The sequence below is a fragment of the Nigerium massiliense genome (assembly GCF_000826085.1).
GTDB classification, from domain to species: Bacteria; Actinomycetota; Actinomycetes; order Propionibacteriales; family Propionibacteriaceae; genus Propioniciclava; species Propioniciclava massiliense.
This window is the reverse complement of the sequence record NZ_CCYM01000003.1, coordinates 1,403,787-1,428,120: the sequence shown is the minus strand read 5'-3', so window position 1 is coordinate 1,428,120 and position 24,334 is coordinate 1,403,787. Positions and strand designations below refer to the sequence as shown.

Below are 24,334 nucleotides of genomic sequence, written 5' to 3'. Positions count from 1 at the left end.
CCGCCCGCCGGTCAGCCGCGGGAGGCGTGACCGACCAGCGCGGACACGAGGATCCGGGCGCCCCGCTTGTCGAGCGGGTTGTTGCCGCTGCCGCACTTCGGGGAGACGACACAGGCGGGGCACCCGTCGCTGCAGGGGCAGCTGCGCAGTCGCTCCCAGGTGGCCTCCCACCACAGCTCGGCCTTGTCGTAGCCCAGTTCCGCGAAGCCCGAGCCCCCGGGGTTGCCGTCGTGGATGAAGACGGTGAGGCGTCCTGTGTCGGGGTGCAGCACGGTCGACAGCCCCCCGATGTCCCAGCGGTCGCACGGCACAAGCGCCGGCAGCAGGCCGATGGCTGTGTGCTCGGCTCCGTGCACCGCCCCCGGCAGCTCTTGGGGGTCGATGTCGAGGCCGGCGACGACGTCGTCGGGGAGCGTCCACCACACCGCCTTCGTGGTCATCCGACGCAGCGGCAGGTCGAGGGCTGTCTGGTCCCAGACGTCACCGGTCTCGGCATCCCGACGCAGGTACGAGGTGACCTGGCTGGTCAACTCCACGGTGCCGTAGCACAGCGTCCCGTCGCCCAACCGGCGGCGGCGCTGCTCGTCGAGTACCTGCACCCCGCCCGCCGACTGCGGCTGGGTGTAGTACGTGCCGTCCGCTCTATCGACGAGGGCCATGCGGTCGCGCTCGTCGAACTCGACAACGAGCCATTGCTCGCCCTGGTGCACGTACACGGCCTCGGGGTGCAGGGTGCGGTCGGCTGCGCCGGGGTCGACCTGCCCGATGACCCGGCCGGTGTTGACGTCGATGACCTCGCACGCTTTCCCGTGGAGCGACCGCAGGTCGATGGAGTCGACGGCGCGTTGGGGATGCGTCCAGAACCAGCCCGTGGCGCGCCGACGCAGCACCCCCTGGGCGGTGAGCCTTTCCGCGATCGGGACGGTCTGGGGGCCGAAGAACTCGGCGTCCGCCGGCGTCAGGGGCTGCTCCTGGGCGGCGGCGGCGAGATGCGGCCCGAGCACGTACGGGTTGTCGGGGTAGACGACGGTGCGCTCGATCGGCCGGTCGAAGATCAACTCGGGGTGCTCGGTCAGATAGGCGTCCAGGGGATCCTCCCGGGCGGCGAGAACGGCGAGCGCCTCCTGGCCGTGCCGGCCGGCCCGTCCGACCTGCTGCCACAGGGCAGCCAGCGTGCCGGGGAAACCGGCGGCGACGACGGCGTCCATGCCCGAGATGTCGACGCCCAGCTCGAGAGCGTTGGTGCAGGCCACGCCTCGCAGCCGGCCGTCCTGCAGAGCCGCCTCGATCGAACGCCGGTCGCTGGGCAGGTACCCGCCGCGGTAGGCGGCGATCGTGTCTGGCTCGGTCGCGAGTTCCCTGGCGCGCATCGCGACCAGCTCGGCCTGCACGCGGGACGTCGTGAACGCCAGCGCCTGACCGGTGGCGCACAGCCGCGCCAGCATGCGCGCGGTGTCCTCCGTGAGGGCGCGCGTGGGGCGCCGCAGGACGAAGTCGAGGGCCGGCGCCGGCGAGCAGTCCTCGTCGACGAGCTGCACCTCGTCCAGCCCGGCCAGCGACCGGCCGACCTCGTCGGCCTCGCTGATCGTCGCGGAGGCGAAGACGAACGTCGGGTCGGAGCCGTAGGTGCGGCACAACCTTCTCAGCCGGCGCAGCACCGCGGAGACGTGCGCCCCGAAGACGCCCTTGTAGCGGTGCGCCTCGTCCACGACGACGTAGCGCAGGTCGCCGAGAAAGCGCGACCAGCGCTGGTGGTTGGGCAGCACGGAGCGGTGCAGCATGTCGGGGTTGCTCAACACGTAGGTGGCGAACTCGCGTGCGTAGCGGCGCTCGTCGCGATCGGAGTCGCCGTCGAGGGCCGACGTCTTCCAACCCGACAGGCCCAGCTCGGTGCAGATGCGCAACTGGTCGTGCGCGAGGGCCTTGGTCGGGGCGAGGTAGAGCGCGGTGTGGCGGGGCGGAAGGTCCAGGCGCAAGGCGCTGCGCTGGGCCGAGCGGCCGGCGAGGCTGGTGCCGATCGTGCCGTGCAGGCCGGCGGCGAGGGCGGGAAGCAGGTAGGCCAGCGACTTGCCCGACGCAGTGCCGGTCGCGATCGCGACGTGCCGACCCTCGAAGGCGGCGTCCGCGGCCGTCGCCTGGTGCTGCCACAGCGCCTGGATGCCACGGCGGCCCAGGGCGTCTCGCACGTCCTGGCCGACCCAACCGGGCCAGGGCGCCGTGCGGCCTGGCCGGGCCGCCCGGTGATGGACGTGCGCGACCTGATCGTCCAGCAGCCACGCGGGCACGGTCATCGGCTCGGATGCTCCTCGCAGTACGTGACGCGGCCTGCACACACCGTCGCCGCCACGGACATCGTGCGCAGGATCTCCGCGGCCTCGCGGGGGCTGGACGCCGGCGCGAGCGGGTCGGCTCCCAGCAGGACTACGTCACCGCGGCAACCCGGCTCGAGCCGCTGGCCGTCGACCGAGCAGGCGAGGGCCTCGGCGGGGCTGAGGGACTGTTCCTCGTGCCAGCCCTCCCGCTCGTCGGCGCTGCGGTGGACGGCCGCAGCCATCTCCAGCCAGGGATCGACAGGCGAGACAGGACCGTCCGATCCGAAGACGACATCGACGCCGGCGGCCAGCAGGGAACGGAGCGGGAAGCAGCGCGCTGTGCGATCCGCCCAGCAACGCTCGGCGGTGTCGCGGTCGTCCAGCAGGTGCGCCGGTTGGACGCTCGCGGTGACACCGAGCTCGGCGAAGCGGCCGATGTCGTCGCAACGCAGAAGTTGGGCGTGTTCGATCCGGCCGCCGATCCCGGCGCGGGCGAAGGCATCGAGGACGCCCTCGTTCGCGCGGTCGCCGATGGCGTGGGCGGTGACGGCGAGACCGTGGGCGGTGGCCGTCGCGATGAGGTCGTCGAGCCGGTCCGCGGTGACATTGGGCGCTCCGGCCGCGTTGCGCGCACCCGCCGGCGCGTCCGTGTACGGCGCGCAGCACCAGGCCGTGCGGGTGCTCAGCGAGCCGTCGGTGATGATCTTCAAGGGGCCCATGGTAATGAGCCCATCGCCGCCGGGCAGGGCTCCGCCGGTCTCGACGCCGAGCGCGACCGCCTCGTCCAGCTGCTCGGGGTAGACCCCCGCGCTGACGCGGATCACGTTGAGGCCAGAGGCGACGCGGCGCGGCCACGCGGTGAAGGCGTCGCGGAAGTCGAGGTCGACGATGCCCGTCAGCCCCTGGGCTGCCATGGCGGAGACGGTCGCGACGAGGTCGGCCTGCTGCGGCTCGAAGCCGGGCAGCTCCGGCAGCCGGGCGTTGATCTCGAACCAGGCGTTCTCGCTGACGGCGGTCGTGAACGGTCCGACACCCAACATCCGCTGGGCGCGCGTGTTGAGCCAGCCGTTGTGCGCGTCCCCGGCGATGGCGATGACGGGCCGCCCGGCGCTGACGGCGTCCAGGTCGGGGACGGAGGCGGGGGCCGGCCACAATGCGGCGCGGTAGCCGAAGGCGATCAGCACCTGGTCGGGGTCGGTGGTCGACGTGGCAACGTGCGCGCGAACCGTGTCGACGACGTCGTCCTGGCTCGCCGAATCGGCGACATCGAGCCAGCCGCGGGCCCTGGCCCAGTGCAGGAAGTGCACGTGCTGGTCCCAGAGGCCGGGGATGGCCCAACGCCCGGCGGCGTCGAGTTCGTCCTCGCCGTGCGAGACCAGGCTGGGCCCAACCTCGGTGATGACGCCGGCCGCGATGCGGATGTCGACGGGCTTCTCGCCGGCATGCCGCTCCGCGGGCGAGTCGGCCAGGCCGGCACTCCCTCCGGGCAGGGGGACGACCAGGGCGTTGCGGATCAGCAGCGCGCGCTCGGCGAGCGGTGCGCGCTGCTCCTGGGTCGGTGTGGTCACGGTCCCTCCTCGCGGGCGTCGACGCGGCGGCGTTCGGTGATCCGTCGCGGCGTGACAGGCTGGAGCCATGCTGCCAGACCCGTCCATCGCCCGACTGCGCGAGCGGCTGCTCGCCGCCGACTACACCTACGAGCCGGTAACGCGTCGGCTGGGGGAGTCCGGCTCCGCTGGTCTCGCGCGCAACACGACGTTCGCGGCCAGGGACGCGCTGGGCGGTGATCGGGATCCGCAGGCCACGCTGATGCGGCTGTGGGTGGTGCAGGACGCGGTCAGCCGCGCCGACGCCGAGCGCGCTCTCGGCGCCGAGGTGGACGCCCTGCTCGACGCGGGGCTCCTCGCTGCGTCCGCAGGGTCGGAGGGTGACACCGTGCGCGCCCGCGTCGAAATCCGCCCCTACGCGGCGGAGGCCACCGCCACGACGGCGGCCGTCGACGGCTGGGTGTGCCACGACCCCCTGACCCACATGGACGAACGCACCGGTGACACGCCGGCCGACTTCGTGCTCGGGGTCTCGCCCGCGTCCACGACGCTGGCCCAGTTGACGATCCGGCGATCGGCCGCCCGCGCACTCGACCTCGGCACCGGCTGCGGCGTCCAGACGCTCCACCTGAGCCGGCACGTCGAGGACATCGTCGCCACCGACCTCAACCCGCGCGCCCTCGAGCTGGCCCGCGTCACGTGCGGCCTCAACCAGGTGGACGCCGACCTGCGGCTCGGCTCGCTGTACGAGCCGGTCGCCGGCGAGCGCTTCGACCTGATCGTCACCAACCCGCCGTTCGTCATGTCTCCGCCCTCGGACGTCCGCCTCACCTACCGGGAGGGCACCGAGGCCGGGGACGGGCTCGTGGAGCAGGTCGTCACCGGCGGGGGCGCGCGCCTGGCCGCGGACGGCACCATGCAGGTGCTGTGCAACTGGGCGATCCTCGGCGATCGCCCGTGGCAGGACCGCCTCGCCGACTGGATCCGGCCCACCGGGTGCGACGCGTTCGTCGTCCAGCGCGAGCGCCTCGACCCTTACGAGTACGCCGAGATCTGGTTGACCGACGCCGGCGCCAACAGCCGCCCCGACTACGCCGAGCGCTACCGGGAGTGGGTCGACTACTTCGCCGCCCTCGGGATCGTGGGCGTCGGCATGGGCTGGATCTCCCTGCGCCGGGCGGGCCGTGACGTCCCCGACCTGCGCTTCGAGGAGTGGCCGCACGGCGTCCATCAGCCCATCGGGGACGCCTTCGCCGCCCAGCACCGTGCCGTCGACCTGCTGCAACGCACCGACGCCGACCTGCTCGGCGCGCGCTGGTGCACGCTGGAGGGCGTCGTCCAAGAGACGCTCGGGCGCCCGGGCGCGGACAACCCCGAGCACCTCGTCCTGCGGCAGACCTATGGGCTCGGCCGGGCGCTGGAGGCCGACACCGGCCTCGCGGCCCTCGTCGGCGCTTGTGACGGCGACCTGACCGCCGCGCAGATCATCGACGCGATCGCGTCCATCTACGAGGTGGACGCCGGCGCCCTGCGCGCCGAACTCACGCCGCGACTGCGCGAGCTGGTCGCCGACGGCTACCTCGACGAGTGAGCGGCCCGGGATCCGAGGCTGCTGGTCAACCGGGGGAGTGGCGACCTCACGCGCGCACGTCAGTTCATCCAACGGCGAGGCATGGAAGCGCGCCAAGCAGGCGACCCCACCCCTCGCGCTCGTGTCAGTTCACCCAAGGGGAGGCATGGAAGCGCGCTAAGCGGGCGACCTGACCCCACGCGCGCGTGTCAGTTCAGCGAACTGGTGCCCAGCGTGATCTCGGCGGTGCGCCGTTCACCGCCGCGGGTGGTCCATTTCAACGTGACCTTGTCGCCGGGCTGCAGCGAGTCGAGGACGGCGGACAGCTCCGCGTGCGAGCGCACGGGACGGCCGTCCAGCTCGGTGATGTGCGCCCCGGTCTCGACGCCGGCCCCGGCCGCCGCGCTGCCGGACTCCACGCTGTTGACGGGCACGCCGGCGCTGCTTTCGGCGCGCTCGGCGATGATGCCGAGGTAGGGCTTCGGCCCGATCACGACGGTGCCGGACTCGTCCCCGCGGCGCACCTGATCGACCACGCTCATCGCCTCGCTGATCGGCACCGCGTAGCTGGACGCCTCCCCGCGCGTGCTGCCCGCGGTCGTCATGCCCATCACCTCGAACGTGTCGTCGAACATGGGCCCGCCGGAGTCGCCGGGCTCGGCGTGGGCGTCGGTCTCGATGAGCCCGCGCAGGTTCTCCTCGGGGTCGTACTCGCTCTGCCCGCGCACCCGGATGCTCTGGTCGGTCGCGGTGATCTTGCCGCTGAACGCGGTGATGTAGCCCTGGCCGCTGGCGTTGCCCGCGGCCACAACGGTGTCGCCGACGGCGACGGGGTGATGGTCGATCGTCACGGGCTCGAGCCCGCTCGCCCCCTGCAGCTGCAGCAGCGCGACGTCGCGGGTGGCGTCCCGTCCGACCAGCTTGGCGTCGTACCGCTTGCCGGTCGCGGCGATCGTCACCCGCACCAGCGACGTCGACCGGACGACGTGGTAGTTCGTGAGCACCTGGCCGTCCGGGGTGAGGACCATCCCGGTGCCGGCCCCCGACTGTCCCGGGCTCGTGACCCGAATCAGCGCCAGCCCGCGCTGCACCTGCGGCGACACGGACACCTCGGCGTTCCCGGGGGTCACGCTCGGCGCGGTGCTCGGCCCCGGGCGGCTCGGTAGGGCGGTGCTCGGCCCCGCGGCGTTCGGGAGGGTCGGCGCCGGTGACCCCTGGCTCGCGGGCGCGAGTCCCAGTCCGGTCGGCAGCAGGGTGATCGCGACCAGGTCGGCGATCACCGCGACCAACACCCCGAGCCCCACCGCGCGTCCCGGCTTGCGCGGACGCTGCGGCGGCAGCCCCTGTGGGGGAGGCGCGGGGTACGGCTGCATCGGGAAAATCCTTCGGTTGCGTGGGCCGACACCCCTCCGGGACGGAACCGGCACCTGCGGAGCGTCGACGTCAAGAGTGCCACGGCGCCGGTTTCGCCGCGATTTCCGCGCGCCGGGGCCGCGACGTTCGCCGACGTCCGGACGACGAGTCTGAGGCGCCCCGCCCGCCACGGTCCCGGCGCGGCGGTTCGCTCGGAGCACGGGGTTTCGCCGAGCTGAGGCCCTCGGGATCTCCCAACCCCACCCCTAGCGTCGAAGGAGATCCCGAGGGCGGCTTGGGCCGCGAGGGCGGCTTGGGCCGCGAGGGCGGCTTGGGCCGCGAGGGCGGCTTGGGCCGCGAGGGCGGCTTGTGGCCCGTCAGTTGATCGGGCTCGCGTCCAGGGTGACGGTGGCCGTCTCGCTCCGACCGTCGGCCGTGTCCCAGGTCACGGTGACCCGCTGACCGGGCTGGCGCTCGGCGAGCGCCGCGGCGAGCTCGGCCTGGCTGGTGACCCTCGTGCCGCCCACCGAGGTGATGACGTCGCCCTCGCCGAGCCCGGCTGTGTCGGCCGGCGTCCCGGGCGTCACGGAGTTCACCTCGACGCCGTCCGAGGACGCCTCGCCGTAGCCGCCGTAGCCGCGGTCGCCGGACCCGCCCTGCGCGGAGGCCACGGTGATGCCGAGGTAAGGATTGGGCCCGACCTGGACGGTCCCGGAATCCCGGCCCGCCTCGATGACGTTGGCCACGGCGAGCGCGTCGTCGATGTCGATCGCGAAGCTCGTCGTCGTGGCGGACGTCGGCCGGTAGCCGCCACCGGTGCCGCCCGCGGTCGTCATGCCGACGACCTCGCCCTGCGCGTCGAGCATCGGCCCGCCGGAGTCGCCGGGCTGCGCCTTGGCGTCAGTCGCCATCACGTCCCGCAGCGTCTCGGAGCCGGCGAGGTTGTCGCTGTTCACCGTGACGGTCGTCCGGGTCGTCGTGATGCGGCCACTGGCCGCGCTCAGGTAGCCCTGCCCGTTGGCGTTGCCCACCGCGGTGACGGCCTCGCCGACGCTGAGCGGGTCGGTGTCCGGCCTGATGACCGTGAGGTTGGACGCCTTGGCCAGCTGGAGCAGCGCCACGTCCCGGCTCGCGTCGTGGCCGAGCACCGTCGCCGTGTACGTCTGCTCGGTCGTCGGCACCGTGACCTTGATCGCGGTGCTCCCCTCCACGACGTGGTAGTTCGTCAGCACCTGCCCGGACGCGGTGAGCACCATGCCGGTGCCGGCGGCCTCGCCGGACGTCGTGGCGGTGTCGATGAGAACGATCCCCGCGCTCTGGGCCGCGGACGCCTCGGCCGTCGTGGAGCTGGACCCCCCCGACCCGGACGATGCCTGGTCCGTGGGCACTCCGCCGGACGCCGTGGAGCCCCCGGACCCGGTGGAGCCGGACCCCAGCCCCGCAGGCGCGGACTGGCCGGTGATGGCCGACCGGAACGCCGGGACGACGTTCGGCACGCTGACGCCGAGCGCGAGGACGCCGACGGCCAGCACCGAGCCGACGGCCATCAGGCCGGTCCGCTTCTTCCGGGGACGATGGCGCACCGGCGTCGCGCCCCACGCCGGTCCGCCGGGGTAGGCGGCAGGGGCGCCCCCGTCCGGCTGACCAGGCACGGAGAGGGGCGCCGCGCCGGACCGCGGGGGACGCTCGAAGTCGGGGTGGTCGGTGCGCTCGCTGCTCATGGTGATCCTCCTCGGCGGACGCCGTCTCGGTGTCCGTGCTCCCTAGACAATCCGACGCCCTTGGGAGTTTGCTGGGCCCAACCTGTGCTGAAGCTGTGAGGCGAGGTCGCGCTCTGTTGGCTGAACGGCCACCGTCTCAGCGGCCCGAACGGGGTTACGATGCGGGCTCGAGGCGCGGCTACAGTGGCGGTTTGGCGCCCTCCCCGGGGAGCCGTCCCCTTGTTCGAGGAAAGTTGATCGTGGCTGATACCAAGCGCAAGCTCGTCATCGTCGAGTCGCCCACCAAGGCTCGGACGCTCTCCAGCGTGCTCGGCGACGACTACATCGTCGAAAGCTCGCGTGGCCACATCCGCGACCTGCCGACCGGTGCGGCCGAGGTGCCCGCCAAGTACAAGGGCGAGAAGTGGGCGCGCACAGGGGTCAACGTCGAGAAGGAGTTCGAGCCGCTCTACGTCGTCCAGCCCGAGAAGAAGGCGACGCTGCGCGACCTGAAGGCGAAGCTCGCCGACGTCGACGAGCTCATCCTGGCCACTGATGAGGACCGCGAGGGCGAGGCCATCGCCTGGCACCTGCTGCAGGAGCTCAAGCCGAAGATCCCCTACAGCCGCATGGTGTTCCACGAGATCACCCCCCAGGCGATCCGGGACGCGGCCGAGAACCTGCGCGAGCTCGACACCGACCTGGTCGACGCCCAGGAGACCCGCCGCATCCTCGACCGCCTCTACGGCTACGAGGTCAGCCCGGTGCTGTGGAAGAAGGTCATGCCGCGGCTGTCGGCCGGCCGCGTGCAGTCCGTCGCGACCCGCCTGGTGGTCGACCGCGAGCGTGAGCGCATGGCGTTCCGCACCGCGACGTACGCCGACGTCGAGGCCACGCTCCACACCCTCGAGGACTCCGCCGACGACACGAGCTTCACCGCGCGCCTCAGCGACGCCGGAGGGCGCCGGTTGGCGTCCGGACGCGACTTCGACTCCCTGGGCCAGCTCACCGGCAAGAACCTGCTGCACCTGGCGCTCGAGGGTGCTGAGACGCTGGCCGGCGGGCTGCGCGAGGCGTCCTATGAGGTCACCAGCGTCGACGCGAAACCGTACACGCGGCGTCCGTACGCCCCGTTCCGCACGACCACGCTGCAGCAGGATGCCGGCCGCAAGCTCGGCTTCACGTCCCAGCGGACGATGTCGGTCGCCCAGGAGCTGTACGAGCGTGGCTTCATCACCTACATGCGTACCGACTCAGTGACGCTGTCGGGCACGGCGATCCAGGCGTCCCGCGCGCAGGTCACCGAACGGTTCGGGAGCGAGTACCTGCCCGACAAGCCGCGCGTGTACACGTCGAAGGTGAAGAGCGCGCAGGAGGCGCACGAGGCGATCCGCCCGGCGGGCGACTCGTTCCGGACGCCGCAGGAGACCGGCCTGTCCGGCGACCACCTGCGCCTGTACGACCTGATCTGGCGGCGCACGCTGGCGTCCCAGATGCGCGACGCCGAGGGCAACACGCTGACGATCAAGATGGCCGCGACGCTGCCGTCCGGGGTCGAGGTGACGGACGCCTCATCCGGCGAGGTCGTGACCGTCGAGTCCGCCGAGCTGACGGCGTCCGGCCGGACGATCACGTTCCCCGGCTTCCTCAAGGCCTACGTGGTGGGCACGGACGAGGGCGACTCCGCCGACGACGCCCAGGCGCCGCTGCCGAACGTCGAGAAGGGGCAGGGGCTGCAGGCGTCCGCGGTCGAGGCGTCCGCGCACGACACCCGGCCGCCGGCCCGGTACACCGAGCCGTCCCTGGTCGCGAAGCTGGAGGAGCTCGAGATCGGCCGCCCGTCGACGTACGCGGCGATCATCCGCACGATCACCAGCCGCGACTACGTGTTCAAGCGCGGCTCGGCCCTGGTCCCGACGTGGCTCGCGTTCGCGGTGACCCGGCTGCTCGAGCGGCACTTCCCGCACCTGGTCGACTACGGCTTCACCGCCGAGATGGAGGCCGACCTCGACGAGATCGCCCGCGGCGCGGCCCAGCGGGTCGCGGTGCTCAACGAGTTCTACTACGGCGGCGACGCCGACGACGCCCGCGACGGGCTGCACGAACTGGTCAACGAGCTCGGGGAGATCGACGCCCGCGAGCTGTCGACGTTCTACCCGGTCGCCGGCGAGGACTCCGGCATCGCCGTCCGGGTGGGGCGCTACGGCACCTACGTCGAGGACGCCGACGGCAACCGCGCCAACGTCGAGGAGGACCTGCCTCCCGACGAACTGACCGTCGAGAAGGCCCGCGAGCTGCTGGCCAACCCCACCGGCGCCGAGCGCGAGCTGGGCACCGACCCCGACACCGGGCACAAGGTCGTCGCGAAGAACGGCCGCTACGGCCCCTACGTCTCCGAGGTGCTGCCGGAGGACGCCCCGAAGTCCGCCAAGCCGCGCACCGGGTCGCTCCTCGCGTCGATGTCGCTGGACACGGTGACGCTGGACGACGCGCTGAAGGTGATGAACCTGCCGCGCGTGGTCGGCACGGACGCCGACGGCGTCGAGATCACCGCCCAGAACGGCCGCTACGGGCCCTACCTGAAGAAGGGCACGGACTCCCGCTCGCTCGAATCCGAGGACCAGATCTTCAGCATCACCCTCGAGCAGGCCGAGGCGATCTACGCCCAGCCGAAGCAGCGGGGACGCCGCGCTGCGGCCGGCCCGCTGAAGGAGCTGGGGGAGGATCCCGAGACCGGCAAGCCCGTCGTCGTGAAGGACGGCCGCTTCGGCCCCTACGTCACCGACGGCGAGATCAACGCCACCCTGCGGCGGGACGACTCGGTGGAGGAGATCACGATCTCCCGGGCGTCCGAACTGCTCGCCCAGAAGCGCGCCAAGGGCCCGGCCCCGAAGAAGCGGACGACGCGGTCGTCCAGCGCCAAGAAGCCGGCCGCGAAGAAGACCGCGACGCGCAAGGCGCCCGCGAAGAAGTCGGGCACGGCTTCCGGCTCCTGACCCTCAAGTCGAGGTCGCGACTGATCTGGGCACCCCGGCGGGTTCGCCGTAGGATTGCCTGCGCACGAGCCCGCGCGTGACCTGCGCGGGAGTCGATGTTCGCCCGAGGGAGGGGACGGTATGAGCGACGGCGGTGAAGTGGTGGCCGCGATCCTGGTGATCGGCATGGCCGCGGCCGGGGTGGCCCACACCCAGGGTGCGGGTACGGCGCCCTCCCGCACCAGCTCAACCCGTAATGCGCCCGTGACGCGCACGGCGCCCTCGTCGTCCGCGTCCACCGCGGCGCAGTGCCGCTACACCCAGGTCGAGCAGGGCGAGCGGTCCGCGTGCGCGCGGCAGGCGCAGTCGCTGCTGCGATCGAAGGGCTACTACAAGGGCAGCGCCGACGGCGTGTTCGGCGCGAGCAGCGTGTCCGCGGCCAAGGCGTTCCAGCGCAGCCAGGGCCTGAAGGCCGACGGCATCATCGGCTGGGCGTCCTGGGATCGCCTGAGCGGCTGACCCTCGCGCGACCCTCGTGCGGCTCGTCCTGGTAGGCGGCCCGCGACGCGTCCGCTGGCATCGGCGCCCGTCAGGTCGGGCATGATGGGGCAGCGGAGGTGGGCATGAGCGGACTGTTCGTGGTGTTCGAGGGCGGCGACGGCGTGGGCAAGTCCACGCAGGCGACGCTGCTCGCCGACCGGCTGCGCAGTTCTGGACGCGAGGTCGTCCGGACCTTCGAGCCGGGCGACACGGCCGCGGGCCGGCAGATCCGGCAGATCCTGCTCGACCCGGCGACCGGCGATTTGGACGCCCGCGCCGAGGCGCTGCTCTACCTCGCCGACAAGGCCCATCACCTGCACGAGGTCGTCCGGCCGGCGTTGGCGCGCGGGGCGGTGGTGGTGTGCGATCGTTACGTCGACTCGATGCTGGCCTACCAGGGCGCGGGCCGCGTCCTCGACCGTGGCGAGCTGGCCGGGCTGGCCCGCTGGGCGACGGACGGCCTGCGCCCCGACCTGACCGTGCTGCTCGACCTGGAGCCGGCGCGGGGCGTCGGCGCGATCACGGCCAAGGACCGGCTCGAGGCGGCCGGCGACGACTTCCACCTGCGCGCCCGGCAGGGGTTCCTCGAGCTCGCCGAGGCCGAACCCGAGCGCTACCTCGTCCTGCCGGCGCGTCAGCCGATCGAGACGATCGCGGCGGCCGTCCGGGATCGGGTGGACGCGTTGCTGTCGGACCCGCGTGGCAGGCTCGACCCATGAAAGCGACCACGCAGACCCCCGCGGGCGGGGTGTGGGCCGACCTCGTCGGGCAAGACCGGGTCGTCGAGATCCTCCGGCGGGCCGTCGCCGGGCAGCGGCACGCGATGACCCACGCGTGGCTGATCACCGGCCCGCCCGGCTCGGGCCGGTCGAACGCCGCCAAGGCCTTCGCCGCCGCGCTCCAGTGCGAGCGGGGCGGCTGCGGCCAGTGCCAGGCCTGCCGCACCGCGCTGTCCGGCGCCCACCCCGATGTGACGCTGGTGCGCACCGAGCAGCTGTCGATCGGCGTCGACGAGGTGCGCAGCCTCGTCCAGCGCGCCGCGATGAGCCCGACGCTGCGTCGCTACCAGGTCATCGTCGTCGAGGACGCCGACCGCATCACCGAGCGCGGCGCCGACGCCCTGCTGAAGAGCCTGGAGGAGCCTGCGCCCAAGACGGTGTGGGTGCTGTGCGCGCCGACGCCCGACGATGTCATCGTGACCATCCGGTCGCGGACCCGGCTGGTCGAGCTGGCCACACCGAGCAACGCCGCGATCGCCGCGTTGCTGCAGCGGCGTGACGGCGTCCCGGAGGCGATCGCCCAGTACGCCGCCCGCATCGCGCAGGGCCACATCGGACGCGCCCGCGTCCTCGCGCGCAACGAGGCCGCCCGCACCCGCCGGGAGGAGGTGCTGCGGCTGCCGTCCCGGCTCACCACCCTGGGCGCCTGCCTGAACGCGGCGGCCAACGTCGTCGAGGCCGCCGGCGAGGAGGCCACCCAGGCGACCGCGGAGCTCGACGCCCGCGAGAAGGCGGAGCTCAACGAGGCGCTGGGGGCCGGCACGAAGGGCGTCCGGCGCACGAACATGAGCGCGGCCTTGCGCGAGCTCGACGATCAGCAGAAGGCCCGGGCGAAGCGGTTCCAGCGGGACGCGCTCGACCGCGTCCTGACCGAGCTCACCAGCTACTACCGGGACGTCCTGACGGTGCAGACCCGGGCCGGAGCGCCGCTGATCAATGCCGAGCACGCCGACGACATCGGACGCCTCGCGCAACAGCACACGCCGGAGTCGACGATCCGGCGGCTGGACGCCATCCTCGACTGCCGCACCGCCCTGGAGACCAGCGTGGCGCCGCTGTTGGCGATGGAGTCGTTGATGATCAGCCTGCGGGCGTGAGCCGGCCGGGGCTGGCCGCGCGGGGCTCCCGTGTCGCTGCGGCGCCGACGCGGCGGACTACGGGACGATGAGTCTGTTTGCGACGAAAGGACACGCTCATGGCCTGGAACCCGTTCAGGAACGGCGACAAGACGACCGGCGTGGACGGCGTCCCCGCATCCGATCCCGAGCAGGGCCGCCCGGACGTCTCGGACGCCACCGGTCTCGATGAGGACGGCCTGGCAGCCGACCGGGCCGACGTCGCCCGCGAGGAGGCCGTCGCCCGGACCGACGAGCACGGCGACGACGGCGTGAGCCGTGCCGAGGAGGAGTTCGCGCAGTCGTGCGACAACGAGGCCGTCTCGGGCGACGACGCCCAGCCGCTCGGCGGTGGTCCCTGGCAGCCGCGCGACCGCCGCGAAGATGCCGCGTCCTACGACTACCAGGACGTGTACGGCTCGGGTGCGCGGGAGCGTCCCGACAACCGGTTCTACGACGCCCGTGAGCACACGACCACCCCGCCGGAGCGCCGCCCCGAGGACGATCGCGGCGTGAGCCGGCAGGTCCCCGCCGGCCCGGACGCCGACGATCCCCGGCTGGTCCGCGCGTCTCGCCAGGACGAGGGCCAGTCGCACGCCGGCGCCCGGGGCGAGGACCGCGGCGACCAGCGGGCCAACGCCGCCGTGGGTGACGTCGTGAACCCCCCGCATCCTGAGCCTGACCGGCACGATACCCAGGGGGCGTCCGGCCGTGATGTCCGCGACCAGGATGTCCTCCGGGATCGTCAGGGCGACTGGGTCTCCTCCGGCCCCACCGCGTGGCGCGACCGCGACGCCTCCTCCGACCCCGTTCCGGGGGCGGACCAGGGGCTCGACACGGATCGTCTGGACGACCGTCGCTACGGCGCCGATCGGGCGGAGGACCGCGGGTTCGACGGGGTCCGCGTGGACGACCCTGGCCGCGTCGAGGACCGTCCCGCCGCGTTGTCGGAGCGCGACCGGGCCGTCAGCGACGAGCAGGAGCGGCTGGCGGCCGAGCGTCGCGCCCGCCGCGACGCCCGCGAGGCCGCGCTGGCGCCGGCGCGTCAGCCGGAACAGGAGCTCGCCCCGGTCACCACGACGCAGGTCGTGCGCACGACCGACACGTTCTGGGGTTCTCTCGGGCTGTTCCTGCTGCGGGCGGTGACGGCGTTCATCATGGGCGTCCACGGCGCGCAGAAGCTGCTCAACCGCAGCGCCGCCACGGACCTGTTCTCGAACACGATCCTGCCGTACCCGCGCTACCTGGCCCTGGGCGTCGGCGTGCTGGAGGTGCTGATCGCGGTCGCGCTGCTCGTCGGCCTGCTGACCCGCCTCGCCGGCCTGGGCGTCACGCTCGTCACCGGCGGCGCCCTCGCGCTGGTCTTGTGGGGCGCGTGGAGCATCTTCCAGCCCGGCCAGTCCGGCTTCATCGGCGAGCTGGAGCTGCTGCTCGCTGCCGTGGGCCTGCTGCTCCTCTTCCTCGGCGGGGGCGGCTGGAGCCTCGATCGTGCCTTCCGGCGCCGCCGCGCGCAGACCAAGGCCGAGCGCCAGGCCATGCTCGCCCGCGAGGGCCTGCCCCGCTGACCGCGCCGGCCGCGGTGAGGGAACGAATGAGCGGGCGTCGGGCACTGGCGGGGCTGGCCGCGCTCGTCCTGCTCACCGGCTGTGCCACCGGCGGCCCGGCGCCGACGGCGTCCTCTCCGGTGCCAAGCACGGCCGCGTCCCCGGCCGTCGCCACCCCGGCACCGACGTCCGCCGCCTCGCCGAGCAATCCGCCCCTGGTCCCGGTGCCGACGGCTCCGACACCGCCGCCGTCCGGGTCGGCGTCCCTGGCGCCGCTGCCGGCGGAGGCGTCCGCGTTGCGGGAGTTCTACGCCCAGCGGCCCACCTGGCAGCGCTGCGGCACCGACGTGGCCCTGGAATGCGCCACGGTGCGCGTCCCGCTGGACTACGCCATCCCGCGGGGGCGCAGCATCGAGCTGGGCCTCGCGCGCCGGAAGGCGAAGGCCGGCCCCCGGCTGGGGTCGCTGTTCGTCAACCCCGGCGGGCCGGGCGGGTCCGGTACGGGGTACGTGTCGCTGTTCTCGTCCAAGGGGCTCGAGCGCTACGACATCGTCGGCTGGGACCCCCGCGGCGTCGGCAGCTCCGTTCCGTTGCAGTGCGCGAACGGGGCCGCGGCTGAGCGCTTCCTGGCCCTCGACCTCTCCCCGGAGTCGGCGGCCGAGCGCGCCGAGCTGCTGCGCGGCACCAAGGCCTTCGCGGACTCGTGCCTGCGGGGCAGCGGCGACGTCCTGGCGCACATCTCGACGCAGGAGAACGCGCGCGACCTCGACATCATCCGCGCCGCGCTGGGGGAGACCCGGGTCACCTACGTCGGCCAGTCCTACGGCACGATGCTCGGCGCCTATTACGCCCAGCTGTTCCCCGGACGCGTCGGCCGCCTCGTGCTGGACGCCGGCGTGGACGTCACCGGGACCGCTGGCATCACCCCGACGCTCGGCTTCGACCGCGCGCTGAACTCCTTCGCGGACGCCTGCCTGCTCGGCGGCTGCCGCTGGGGCACGAGCCGCGCCGACGTGATCGGGTCCATCCGGAAGCTGCTCGACGACCTGGACGCCCACCCCGTCGCTGTCGGGGACCGCCAACTCACGCAGAGCCGCGCCGCGACCGGCATGGCCGCGATGCTCTACGCGGGGACGCTGGCCACGCCCGTCCTCGACACCGCGCTCGACAGGCTGCGCCACGGCGACGGCCGGATGCTGATGATGGCCGCCGACGAGCTGTACGGGCGCGACAAGGAGGGGAACTACGGCGGCCTGCTCGGACCGTTCCAGGCGATCCAGTGCGCGGACGCCCGCCCCACCACCGTCGAGCAGGCCGAGCGGCAGTGGGCGATCGATCGGCAGCGCGCCCCGTTCTTCGGTTACCTCTACGGCCCGCAGGTGATGTGCGCGCAGTGGCCGGTGAAGACCGCGGGACCGCTGGAGAAGGTGGACGGCGCGGGCGCCCCGCCGATCGTCGTCGTCGGCGGGCGCAACGACCCCACGACGCCCTACGAGGAGTCCGTCGACCTGGCCAGGCACCTGAGGTCGTCGGTGCTGGTGACGTTCGAGGGGGAGGGGCACGTCGCCTACGGCGGCAAGAGCGCCTGCATCGACACCGCCGTTCGCGACTACCTGAACGCCGGCATCGTGCCGAAGGCTGGGCTGACCTGCTCGTGAGCGGGCCGATTTCGCCGCCGGTCGAGCGCCCCGCTATAGTGGTGCACCGGCCTCGTCGGCCGCGCCACCTTAGCTCAGTCGGTAGAGCGACGCTCTCGTAAAGCGTAGGTCATCGGTTCGAATCCGATAGGTGGCTCCACCCAACCCCTGGCCCCGTGGCTAGGGGTTTTTCGTTCCTCCCGACCTCTGAACGGGGCCGGGGACACGCGAAGCGAGGGGGCGTCCACCGCGCTGGTGGACGCCCCCTCGAGCGTGACTAGCGGCGACTTACTTGAAGACGCCGAGCTTGCCGAACTTGTCGGCGAGCAGGTAGTAGACGGTGATGCGGCTCCTGCGGTTGACGCCCTTGAGCTCGGCGCCGACCTCGGCGATCGCCTTGTCGAGCTCGTCGTCCGACTGCGTCAGGCCGAGCTTCTTCTTCAGGAAGTTCTCGCGGACGGTCTTCAGCTCCTCCTTGTCGCCGAAAGCGACGTAGGCGGTGTCGGTGTTGCTCATCACCAGGCGATAGGTGCTCACGAGCTTCGCGACGACGGCGTCGTCGGCTCCGGGAGCGTGCTTCTTGACGTCGGCTGCCCAATCAGTAGCCATCGGGGGTGTCCCTTCTCGTCGAGGGCCGTCGATCGACCCTGCCAGCGCACACCCTAGAGGAGGTTGGAAGCGATGCAGCGGAACCGTGGAGTCCGTCCGACTGTGTCGTCAGCCCGGGCACGTCCAGGGACGCCCGACCCGATCGCGCCGGGCCACTGCGCGCGGACAGTCGCAGAAGGCGTGGCGCCGGCACCAACGCGCCCCACACTGGCGCGGGGGGCGCTAGGCTCTGCGCGGCATCGGAGGTGGGATGGGAGCTGAGGTCGCGGCCATCGCGGGGCTCGTGGTCGTGCTGGCGTTCGCGGTGGTCCGGCCGAAGGGGCTGCCCGAGGCGGCCGCGGCGGTCCCGGTCGCGGCGTTGCTGGTGCTCACCGGCGTGGTGCCGATCCCATCCCTGCTCGAAGAGCTCGGCCGGTTGGCGCCGGTCGCCGCGTTTCTCGCCGCGGTGCTGATGCTCGCCGACCTGTGTGACCGCGAGGGTCTGTTCAAGGCGGCGGGGCAGGCCATGGCGCGGGGCGCCCGGGGCTCGGCTACCCGGCTGCTCGGGCTCGTGTTCCTCGTCGCCTCGCTGACCACCGCGGTGCTGAGCCTGGACGCCACGGTGGTGCTCCTCACCCCCGTGGTGTTCGCGACCGCGTCCCGGGTGGGGGTGAAGGCGCGGCCGCACCTGTACGCCTGCGCGCATCTGGCCAACTCCGCGTCGCTGCTGCTGCCCGTCTCGAACCTCACGAACCTGCTCGCCCTCGAGGCCACCGGCCTCGACTTCGCCCGGTTCGCGCTGGTGATGGCGGCGCCGTGGCTCGTCGTCATCGCCGTGGAGTACGTCTCGTTCCGGGTCGCGTTCCGGGGCGACCTTTCGGTCTCCGCGGGCGACGCGCAACCCGTCCCCGACGAGAAGGTGAAGGTGCCGGTGGCCGCGGTGGCGGTGTTGGCGTTGACCCTGGTCGGGTTCCTGGTGTGCTCCGCGCTGGGCGTCGAGGCGGCGGTCGCGGCCTTCGCCGGCGTCCTGGTGCTCGGCGCCATCAGCATCGCCGCCAAGCGGTCCACCGTCATGAGCGTGCTGACGTCGGCGAACGTCGGGTTCGTCGCGTTCGTGCTGTCGCTGGGCGTCGTCGTCCGCGGGGTCGTCGACCACGGCCTGGCGGACGCCGTCGGTCACCTGGTACCGCGCGGCGACGGCCTGCTCACCCTGGTCCTGCTCGCGTTCATGGCCGCGGTGCTGGCCAACGTGGTGAACAACCTGCCGGCCATTTTGGTGATGCTGCCCCTCGTCGCCGACGCCGGGGTCGGACCGGTGCTCGCCGTCCTGATCGGCGTCAACGTCGGGCCCAACCTCACCTATGTGGGCTCGCTGGCGACGCTGCTGTGGCGCCGTATCGTCCACTCCCACGACCACGAGACCGAGGTCGGCCGGTTCACCGTGCTCGGCCTCGTCACCGTCCCGCTGGGGCTGCTGCTCGGCACCGCGGCCCTGTGGGGCGCCTTGACGCTGCTGCCACGATGAGGACGTCACGACGAGGAGGTCACCGATGAAGATCCTGATCTGGGTGCAGGAGGCCACGTGGCCGGCCTGCATCGATGCGGTCCGGTCGAGGCCCGCTGGGGACTCGATCACGCTCGTCCACGCCCGTGACAGCCATGAGGAGGTGCCGCGCGGCTTGATGGACGGCCTGATGGGGCGCGGCTACGGGCGCCGCCCCGCGGATCGTCTCGCGGCCGTCAGCGACGAGGCCGCCCAGGACGTCCTGGAGCGCGCGGCGTCCCGGCTCGGCCGCCCCTGCGAACGGCTCAGCCTGACCGGACGCCCCGAGCGGCTGATCACCGAGCAGGCCGCCACCGCGGACCTTCTCGTGCTGGCCCGCGATGGCGACCGCAGCCGGCTCGGCCCCCAGAGCCTCGGCAAGCACACCCGGTTCGTCGTCGACCACGCGCCCTGCCCGGTGCTGTTGCTCTGGCCGGAGTCCTCCCCCTCGCTGGAGTCGATCCCGCCGCCACCGCCGCCGGGGCACGAGCCGCCCGAGCCGAGGCCGTAGCCTTCCGTCATGGACGCCTGGCTCACCGGATTGGCAACAGGGCTGGCGCTGATCGTCGCGATCGGCGCGCAGAACGCGTACGTGATGCGCCAGGGCATCCGCAACGAGCACATCGTCCCCATCGTCGCGGTGTGCGCGCTGAGCGACGTGCTGCTCATCGCCCTCGGGACGCTCGGCATCGGCGCCGTCGTGCAGCGGGCCGGCTGGGTGCTGGAGGTGCTGCGCTGGGGCGGCGTCGCCTACCTGCTGTGGTTCGCGTTCAACAGCTTCCGCTCCGCTCTCCACGCCGGGCGCCTGGACGCCGCCGACGCGCCCGACGCGGGTCGCCTCAGCCTGGGGAGCGCCGTCGGGACGGCGCTCTCGCTGACCTACCTCAACCCGCACGTCTACCTCGACACCGTCGTGATGCTCGGCAACCTGGCCAACCAGCACGGGGATCTGCGCTGGCACTTCGCGACCGGCGCGATGGCCGCGTCCGTGCTGTGGTTCACCGGGCTGGGCCTGGGCGCCCGGGCGCTCGCGCGTCCGCTCAACCGGCCCGGAACCTGGCGCGTCCTGGACGTCTGCGTCGGCGTGGTGATGGTGCTGGTCGCGCTCCGCCTGGCGATCGGCTGAGCGTCCCCGTGGGGCCTGGACGGCGAAGGGCTGCGCGATCAGCGCGGCTGCGTGCTCGTGAACGTCGCGGTTCCGTGGGCGACCTCGACGCCGTCCTGGTTCACCACGTCCGCGTCGACGAAGGTGATCTCTTTCGAGCGCTTGCGGACGCGCCCGATCCCCGTCAACACGTCGCCGACCTCGGCGCGGTTGAGGTAGCTGATCGACAGCTGCAGGGTCATCGCGACCCGGCCTTCGTCGAGGCCCTCGCTGACGGCCCGGCCCATCGCGGTGTCCATGAGGGTCGCGATGACCCCGCCCTGGACGCCGCCGCTCGCGTTGCGATGCCGCTCGTCCGTGCGGAGCGTCTGATGCTCGCCCGAACCGTCGATCCCGATGTGGTCGATGAACCCGCTCATCGTCGGGGGTCAGGCGCCCACGAGGGCGACGGCGAGGGCGGCGATGATCACCAGGATGCCGACGGCGCGGCGTCCGGGACCGAGGTCAGGGTTCGTGATCGGCATGAACAACAGTTTAGTTTTCGCGCGCCGCGCCTCCGGCGTGACACACCGCCGCCGAGGGTCGCCGGGACGATCGAGCGCCCTGGGGGCGTCCGTCACAGCCAATCGCGCTGCTTGAACGTCACGTACAGCCCCACGCTCATCGCGAGGATCAGCCCGGCGCTCAGCCAGAACCCGGCCGGCTGGCCGAAGAAGGGGTAGGGGACGTTCATCCCGAACCACCCGGTGATCGCGGTGGGGACGGCGATGATCGCCGCCCAGCCGGACAGCTTCTTCATCACGATGTTCAGCCGGGCGTCCTGCAGCGAGAGGTTCGTCTCGAACAACGACGACGACAGGTCGCGCAGCGAGTCGGTCCACTCGGACGCGCGCAACACGTGGTCGTTGAGGTCCTCGTACAGGGTCTGGAAGTCGTCGCCGGCCACGTGCTGGTGCCGCAGCAGCCCGTTGACCACGTCGCGCATCGGCAGGACGACCCGGCGCAGCGTCACCAGGTTCTTGCGCAGCTCGTAGACCTGGCGCTGGAACGTGTTGCCGGTGCGCTGTTGGGCGAACAGGGACTCCTCGAGGTCTTCGACCGCGTCATCCAGGGACTGGATGGTGGCGAAGTGCTGGTCCACGACCATGTCGAGCAGGTTGTAGACCAGCGTCCCCGCGCCGTGCCGCTCGAGGTCGTCCGCGTCCGCCCACCGCGCGCGCAGTTCGTCGAGGTCGAAGCCGTCGTCGAGCCTGATCGTGACGAGCGCGGACGGCAGGACGATCCCGGAGACGCGGGAAGTGCGGACGGTGCCGAACAGCTCGTCCGCGTGGGCCGGGGTGTAGTCGGTGCCGTAGACCGTGAAGAACAGGTACTCGTCGTGCCGGGTCAGCTTGACGCGCTCGTGCGGGGCGAGGGCGTCCTCGGTGGCGGACGACGGCAGCCCGAGCCCGCGGACGATCGGGTCGAGCTGGTCCCAGGTGGGCGAGACGAGGTCGACCCAGATGAGGGAATCCGGGTCGTGGGCGAGCTCGATGATCTCGTCCGCCCGGACGTCCTGCGCGATGACGCTGCCTTCGCGCCACACAGAGCTCGTCAGGCGCAGCGCCGAGGCGGTGTCGTGTTCGGTCACCGCCCCATCATGGACCCTGTCCCGTCACCGGCGGGTCATCTCGGAATGGCCGGATCAACGCTCCGGCGCGGAGGCGTCCTCGTCGAGGTCCTGGGCGGTCGGCACCTGGGCGGTGTCGGGCCACGTGGCGAAGGCCCCCTCGATGAGGACGAGGAGCGCGCCCTCGCTGGTGGCGACGGTCGCGTGCTGTTCGCCGTGATCCCACACGACGGCCTGCCCCTGCTCGACGCGCTCGCCGTGGCCGTCCTCGCCGCTGGCCTCGATGACGCCCGCGACCACGATCATCAGCTGGTTGCCGACCGTGGGGTGCCGGCCGATGCGGCCGCCGGGCTCGAGCCGGGCGACGGAATGGCCCATGTGACCCTCGCGGGTCAGCCACCCCCAGTGGAAGCCGCGGCTGCCGTACTGGTCGATCTCCATCCGCGGGATCTGGGCCAGGTCGATGACGCGCATGGTCATCCCCTTCCGGGTCGTGGCCGGCATGCGGCCGGTGGAGCCCATGCTGGAGGCCGCCGCCGTCCCGCGTCAATGGGGTGCCCCCGGCCCGCGGACGCCCCAGAGCGGCGGGGCTCAGCCGCGGCGCACCGTCCGGCGCCTCAGCCCTGCCGGACCATCCGGATCATCGGCAGAGAAGACCACCAGTCGCCGGCCGCGACGGCCAGGCCGTCGGGGACGAAGCCGTTGCGCCGGTAGAACGCCACCGCGCGGGCGTTGTCGGCGATGCACCACAGGAAGGCGGGTCGGCGGTCGGGCAGCCCGGCGTCCAACATCTGCTGCGGCAGCCCGGTGCCGTGGATGCCGGGGACGGTGTACAGATGCCCCAGCGCGTAGTCGATCGCGGGCGGCGTCCACCGGTCGCTGATCTCGTCGAATTCCCACTGCTCGACGCCGCCTCCGACGGCCATCACGCCGACGATGCCGCCCAGGTCGTTGTGGGCGACCAGGTGGCGGCGGTAGGTCTCGCCCGCCGCCTCGGCGCGGTCGGCGTCGTCGATCTCGTGGTGCACCTCGGCGATGCGGGGCTCGACCTCCGACCAGCGGTTGGCCGCGAACTCGGGCCCGACCAGGTGCGCGTAGGTGACCACCGTCATCGCCAGGTGCGCCTGCACGTAGGCGGGAACCTCGTCGTGGGATAGCGGGTCGAGGCTGAACCTCACGCCAGGTGGCTTTCGAGGCGCTCGAGCTTGCCGGTGATCTCGCCCGTGTGGCCGGGGCGGATGTCGGCCTTCAGCACGAGCGAGACCCGGGTGCCGTACTCGCCGACGGCTTCGGTCGCCCGCCGGACGACGTCCATGCACTCGTCCCAGCTGCCCTCGATCGTGGTGAACATGGAGTCGGTGCGGTTCGGCAGGCCGGACTCGCGGACGATGCGCACCGCGGCCGCCACGGCCTCGGAGACAGAGTCGCCGGCACCGGGGCCGCCGCTGGGGGAGACGGAGAACGCAACAAGCATGGCCCCATTCTGCACCCGGACGCGCGGGCCGGCTGGGGCCGACCGCGGCGCTTTGACGGGCGCTCGTCCACCCGCGCGGAGACGGACGCTCGTGCGGCGTCGGGTGCCGCTCGCGGCGCGAAGGCGCTTGTCGGCGTGCGACCATGGGCGAATGGATTATGCGGACCTGACCTCGCTGGGCTTCGAGTACCCCGACTGGCCCTCGCTCATGAAAGCGCTCGACCCGGCCAAGCTGCGCGGCTACGAGGGCAGGCTCGGCTTCCGCTTCCTCGGCGCCTACACCGATCCGTCGGGGGCACGGCTGATCCTCACCTACACGGACGCGGACGGGACGCAGACGGCGTCCGACCTGGTGAGCGACGTCTCGGTCGCCGCCGGCGTCACCCCGGTCGACAAGCTGGCCGTCCGGCTGGACGTGCTCGCCGACCCGGCGGACGCCGAATCCGTCGTCACCGCCTATCTGGCGATGCTGGACGACGCGTTCGTCCTGTCCGAGCGTGTCGTCGTCCGCGACCTCAAGGTCGGCGCGGTCGCGCTGGCCGCCCGCGTCTACCCCTCGCTGGACGCCTTCGAGGCGTCCCCGGATTCCTACCTCGATCCCGCCGAGCACGGGCAGGAGCCGCGCCGGGAGACCACCGAGAACGGGCGTGAGATCACCGTCCCGCTGCGCGTGAGCGTGCCGTTCCTCGTCTCGTACGCGCTGCTCAAGGAGGTCGCCGACCGCGGCGTCTCGTCCCCGGTGGCGCGGGTGACCGGACGCATCGCGTCCGTCGAGGAGCGCCGCAACGACCTGACCGGTCAGCGCTGGTGGTACGTCCGCGTCGACAGTGCCCTGCCCCTGGCGGTCGCGCTTCCGGGCGCCCTCGACCCGGCGGAGGGCGGCGTCGTGGCCGGCGACTTCTGGATGGTGGCGTCCACCGGCGCCTGGGACCTGCAGCCGTGA

21 protein-coding genes and 1 tRNA gene are annotated in these 24,334 nt (G+C 72.6%); 12 read left to right on the top strand and 10 right to left on the bottom strand.

Features of this window, described 5'->3' with window-relative positions; translation table 11 throughout:
* Positions 1-11: 11 nt before the first annotated feature.
* Together BN1187_RS13075 and BN1187_RS13070 are read right to left on the bottom strand one after the other, a co-directional pair.
* Positions 12-2,291, bottom strand: a complete 2,280-nt coding sequence (locus BN1187_RS13075; RefSeq protein WP_040162382.1) for a DEAD/DEAH box helicase — start codon at positions 2,289-2,291, stop codon at positions 12-14.
* Positions 2,288-3,880, bottom strand: coding sequence for an amidohydrolase (locus BN1187_RS13070; RefSeq protein WP_052462704.1), 1,593 nt, complete (start codon positions 3,878-3,880; stop codon positions 2,288-2,290). Before BN1187_RS13070 ends, BN1187_RS13075 begins: the two co-directional genes overlap by 4 nt.
* A gap of 67 nt (positions 3,881-3,947) precedes the next feature.
* Between BN1187_RS13070 and BN1187_RS13065 the strand changes: the two genes are divergently transcribed.
* On the top strand, positions 3,948-5,450 hold the full coding sequence (locus BN1187_RS13065) for a DUF7059 domain-containing protein (RefSeq protein WP_040162380.1): 1,503 nt from the start codon (positions 3,948-3,950) through the stop codon (positions 5,448-5,450).
* Between the two features lie 188 nt (positions 5,451-5,638).
* On the opposite strand, the gene BN1187_RS13060 is transcribed toward BN1187_RS13065, so the two are convergent.
* Together BN1187_RS13060 and BN1187_RS13055 are read right to left on the bottom strand one after the other, a co-directional pair.
* Positions 5,639-6,802 (bottom strand): S1C family serine protease, encoded by a 1,164-nt coding sequence (locus BN1187_RS13060; protein WP_052462703.1) that lies wholly within the window; start codon positions 6,800-6,802, stop codon positions 5,639-5,641.
* A gap of 357 nt (positions 6,803-7,159) precedes the next feature.
* The gene (locus BN1187_RS13055; RefSeq protein ID WP_052462702.1) at positions 7,160-8,503 is read right to left on the bottom strand and encodes a S1C family serine protease; all 1,344 of its coding nucleotides are present in this window, start codon (positions 8,501-8,503) and stop codon (positions 7,160-7,162) included.
* A gap of 239 nt (positions 8,504-8,742) precedes the next feature.
* On the opposite strand from BN1187_RS13055, the gene topA reads away from it, so the two are divergent.
* The 7 genes from topA (at position 8,743) to BN1187_RS13020 (ending at position 17,232) form a co-directional block, all read left to right on the top strand.
* Positions 8,743-11,478: a type I DNA topoisomerase gene (gene topA, locus BN1187_RS13050; RefSeq protein ID WP_040163391.1), complete on the top strand. Its 2,736-nt coding sequence runs from the start codon at positions 8,743-8,745 to the stop codon at positions 11,476-11,478.
* Positions 11,479-11,598: 120 nt separating this feature from the next.
* Positions 11,599-11,976, top strand: a complete 378-nt coding sequence (locus BN1187_RS13045) for a peptidoglycan-binding domain-containing protein (protein WP_052462701.1) — start codon at positions 11,599-11,601, stop codon at positions 11,974-11,976.
* Positions 11,977-12,080: 104 nt separating this feature from the next.
* Positions 12,081-12,716, top strand: coding sequence for a dTMP kinase (tmk, locus tag BN1187_RS13040; protein WP_040162378.1), 636 nt, complete (start codon positions 12,081-12,083; stop codon positions 12,714-12,716).
* Entirely contained in the window at positions 12,713-13,873 is a 1,161-nt protein-coding gene (locus BN1187_RS13035) for a DNA polymerase III subunit delta' (protein WP_040162376.1), read from the top strand. Before tmk ends, BN1187_RS13035 begins: the two co-directional genes overlap by 4 nt.
* Before the next feature lie 98 nt (positions 13,874-13,971).
* The gene (locus tag BN1187_RS13030; RefSeq protein WP_052462700.1) at positions 13,972-15,456 is read left to right on the top strand and encodes a DoxX family membrane protein; all 1,485 of its coding nucleotides are present in this window, start codon (positions 13,972-13,974) and stop codon (positions 15,454-15,456) included.
* A gap of 26 nt (positions 15,457-15,482) precedes the next feature.
* Positions 15,483-17,093, top strand: a complete 1,611-nt coding sequence (locus tag BN1187_RS13025) for an alpha/beta hydrolase (RefSeq protein WP_052462699.1) — start codon at positions 15,483-15,485, stop codon at positions 17,091-17,093.
* Between the two features lie 63 nt (positions 17,094-17,156).
* A tRNA-Thr gene (locus BN1187_RS13020) sits at positions 17,157-17,232 on the top strand.
* A gap of 128 nt (positions 17,233-17,360) precedes the next feature.
* Here BN1187_RS13020 and BN1187_RS13015 read toward each other — a convergent pair.
* Positions 17,361-17,681: a DUF2853 family protein gene (locus BN1187_RS13015; RefSeq protein WP_040162374.1), complete on the bottom strand. Its 321-nt coding sequence runs from the start codon at positions 17,679-17,681 to the stop codon at positions 17,361-17,363.
* Positions 17,682-17,931: 250 nt separating this feature from the next.
* On the opposite strand from BN1187_RS13015, the gene BN1187_RS13010 reads away from it, so the two are divergent.
* Genes BN1187_RS13010 through BN1187_RS13000 form a run of 3 tightly spaced genes read left to right on the top strand, consistent with a single transcriptional unit; the run spans position 17,932 to position 20,329 of the window.
* A complete protein-coding gene (locus BN1187_RS13010) occupies positions 17,932-19,185 on the top strand; it encodes an SLC13 family permease (RefSeq protein ID WP_040162372.1) in 1,254 nt (417 codons plus the stop codon).
* Positions 19,186-19,210: 25 nt separating this feature from the next.
* Positions 19,211-19,714, top strand: coding sequence for a universal stress protein (locus tag BN1187_RS13005; protein WP_040162370.1), 504 nt, complete (start codon positions 19,211-19,213; stop codon positions 19,712-19,714).
* 9 nt (positions 19,715-19,723) lie between these two features.
* Positions 19,724-20,329, top strand: a complete 606-nt coding sequence (locus BN1187_RS13000) for a LysE/ArgO family amino acid transporter (RefSeq protein WP_040162366.1) — start codon at positions 19,724-19,726, stop codon at positions 20,327-20,329.
* A gap of 38 nt (positions 20,330-20,367) precedes the next feature.
* Here the strand turns inward: BN1187_RS13000 and BN1187_RS12995 are convergent, their stop codons facing one another.
* The 5 genes from BN1187_RS12995 to BN1187_RS12975 all read right to left on the bottom strand — a co-directional run bounded on the left by BN1187_RS12995 (position 20,368) and on the right by BN1187_RS12975 (position 23,391).
* Complete coding sequence (locus tag BN1187_RS12995) at positions 20,368-20,727, bottom strand: PaaI family thioesterase (RefSeq protein ID WP_052462698.1); 360 nt, start codon at positions 20,725-20,727, stop codon at positions 20,368-20,370.
* Positions 20,728-20,924: 197 nt separating this feature from the next.
* Entirely contained in the window at positions 20,925-21,938 is a 1,014-nt protein-coding gene (locus BN1187_RS12990; RefSeq protein ID WP_218184661.1) for a magnesium transporter CorA family protein, read from the bottom strand.
* A 54-nt stretch (positions 21,939-21,992) separates the two neighbouring features.
* A complete protein-coding gene (locus tag BN1187_RS12985) occupies positions 21,993-22,391 on the bottom strand; it encodes a cupin domain-containing protein (RefSeq protein WP_157754781.1) in 399 nt (132 codons plus the stop codon).
* A 143-nt stretch (positions 22,392-22,534) separates the two neighbouring features.
* Positions 22,535-23,095 (bottom strand): GNAT family N-acetyltransferase, encoded by a 561-nt coding sequence (locus BN1187_RS12980; protein WP_040162364.1) that lies wholly within the window; start codon positions 23,093-23,095, stop codon positions 22,535-22,537.
* Entirely contained in the window at positions 23,092-23,391 is a 300-nt protein-coding gene (locus BN1187_RS12975) for a thiamine-binding protein (protein WP_040162361.1), read from the bottom strand. Before BN1187_RS12975 ends, BN1187_RS12980 begins: the two co-directional genes overlap by 4 nt.
* Before the next feature lie 151 nt (positions 23,392-23,542).
* Here BN1187_RS12975 and BN1187_RS12970 point away from each other — a divergent pair, with 151 nt between their 5' ends.
* A complete protein-coding gene (locus tag BN1187_RS12970) occupies positions 23,543-24,334 on the top strand; it encodes a hypothetical protein (RefSeq protein ID WP_040162359.1) in 792 nt (263 codons plus the stop codon).

What these genes read in the sequence shown, in the direction of transcription:
- BN1187_RS13060 (WP_052462703.1), bottom strand. Translation starts at nt 6,802, where the DNA reads ATGCAGCCGTACCCCGCGCCTCCCCCACAGGGGCTGCCGCCGCAGCGT.
- BN1187_RS13035 (WP_040162376.1), top strand. Translation starts at nt 12,713, where the DNA reads ATGAAAGCGACCACGCAGACCCCCGCGGGCGGGGTGTGGGCCGACCTC.
- BN1187_RS12985 (WP_157754781.1), bottom strand. Translation starts at nt 22,391, where the DNA reads ATGCGCGTCATCGACCTGGCCCAGATCCCGCGGATGGAGATCGACCAG.
- tmk (WP_040162378.1), top strand. Translation starts at nt 12,081, where the DNA reads ATGAGCGGACTGTTCGTGGTGTTCGAGGGCGGCGACGGCGTGGGCAAG.
- BN1187_RS13065 (WP_040162380.1), top strand. Translation starts at nt 3,948, where the DNA reads ATGCTGCCAGACCCGTCCATCGCCCGACTGCGCGAGCGGCTGCTCGCC.
- BN1187_RS13075 (WP_040162382.1), bottom strand. Translation starts at nt 2,291, where the DNA reads ATGACCGTGCCCGCGTGGCTGCTGGACGATCAGGTCGCGCACGTCCAT.
- BN1187_RS13030 (WP_052462700.1), top strand. Translation starts at nt 13,972, where the DNA reads ATGGCCTGGAACCCGTTCAGGAACGGCGACAAGACGACCGGCGTGGAC.
- BN1187_RS12970 (WP_040162359.1), top strand. Translation starts at nt 23,543, where the DNA reads ATGGATTATGCGGACCTGACCTCGCTGGGCTTCGAGTACCCCGACTGG.
- BN1187_RS13055 (WP_052462702.1), bottom strand. Translation starts at nt 8,503, where the DNA reads ATGAGCAGCGAGCGCACCGACCACCCCGACTTCGAGCGTCCCCCGCGG.
- BN1187_RS13005 (WP_040162370.1), top strand. Translation starts at nt 19,211, where the DNA reads ATGAAGATCCTGATCTGGGTGCAGGAGGCCACGTGGCCGGCCTGCATC.
- BN1187_RS13045 (WP_052462701.1), top strand. Translation starts at nt 11,599, where the DNA reads ATGAGCGACGGCGGTGAAGTGGTGGCCGCGATCCTGGTGATCGGCATG.
- BN1187_RS12975 (WP_040162361.1), bottom strand. Translation starts at nt 23,391, where the DNA reads ATGCTTGTTGCGTTCTCCGTCTCCCCCAGCGGCGGCCCCGGTGCCGGC.
- BN1187_RS13015 (WP_040162374.1), bottom strand. Translation starts at nt 17,681, where the DNA reads ATGGCTACTGATTGGGCAGCCGACGTCAAGAAGCACGCTCCCGGAGCC.
- BN1187_RS13025 (WP_052462699.1), top strand. Translation starts at nt 15,483, where the DNA reads ATGAGCGGGCGTCGGGCACTGGCGGGGCTGGCCGCGCTCGTCCTGCTC.
- BN1187_RS13000 (WP_040162366.1), top strand. Translation starts at nt 19,724, where the DNA reads ATGGACGCCTGGCTCACCGGATTGGCAACAGGGCTGGCGCTGATCGTC.
- BN1187_RS12995 (WP_052462698.1), bottom strand. Translation starts at nt 20,727, where the DNA reads ATGAGCGGGTTCATCGACCACATCGGGATCGACGGTTCGGGCGAGCAT.
- BN1187_RS13010 (WP_040162372.1), top strand. Translation starts at nt 17,932, where the DNA reads ATGGGAGCTGAGGTCGCGGCCATCGCGGGGCTCGTGGTCGTGCTGGCG.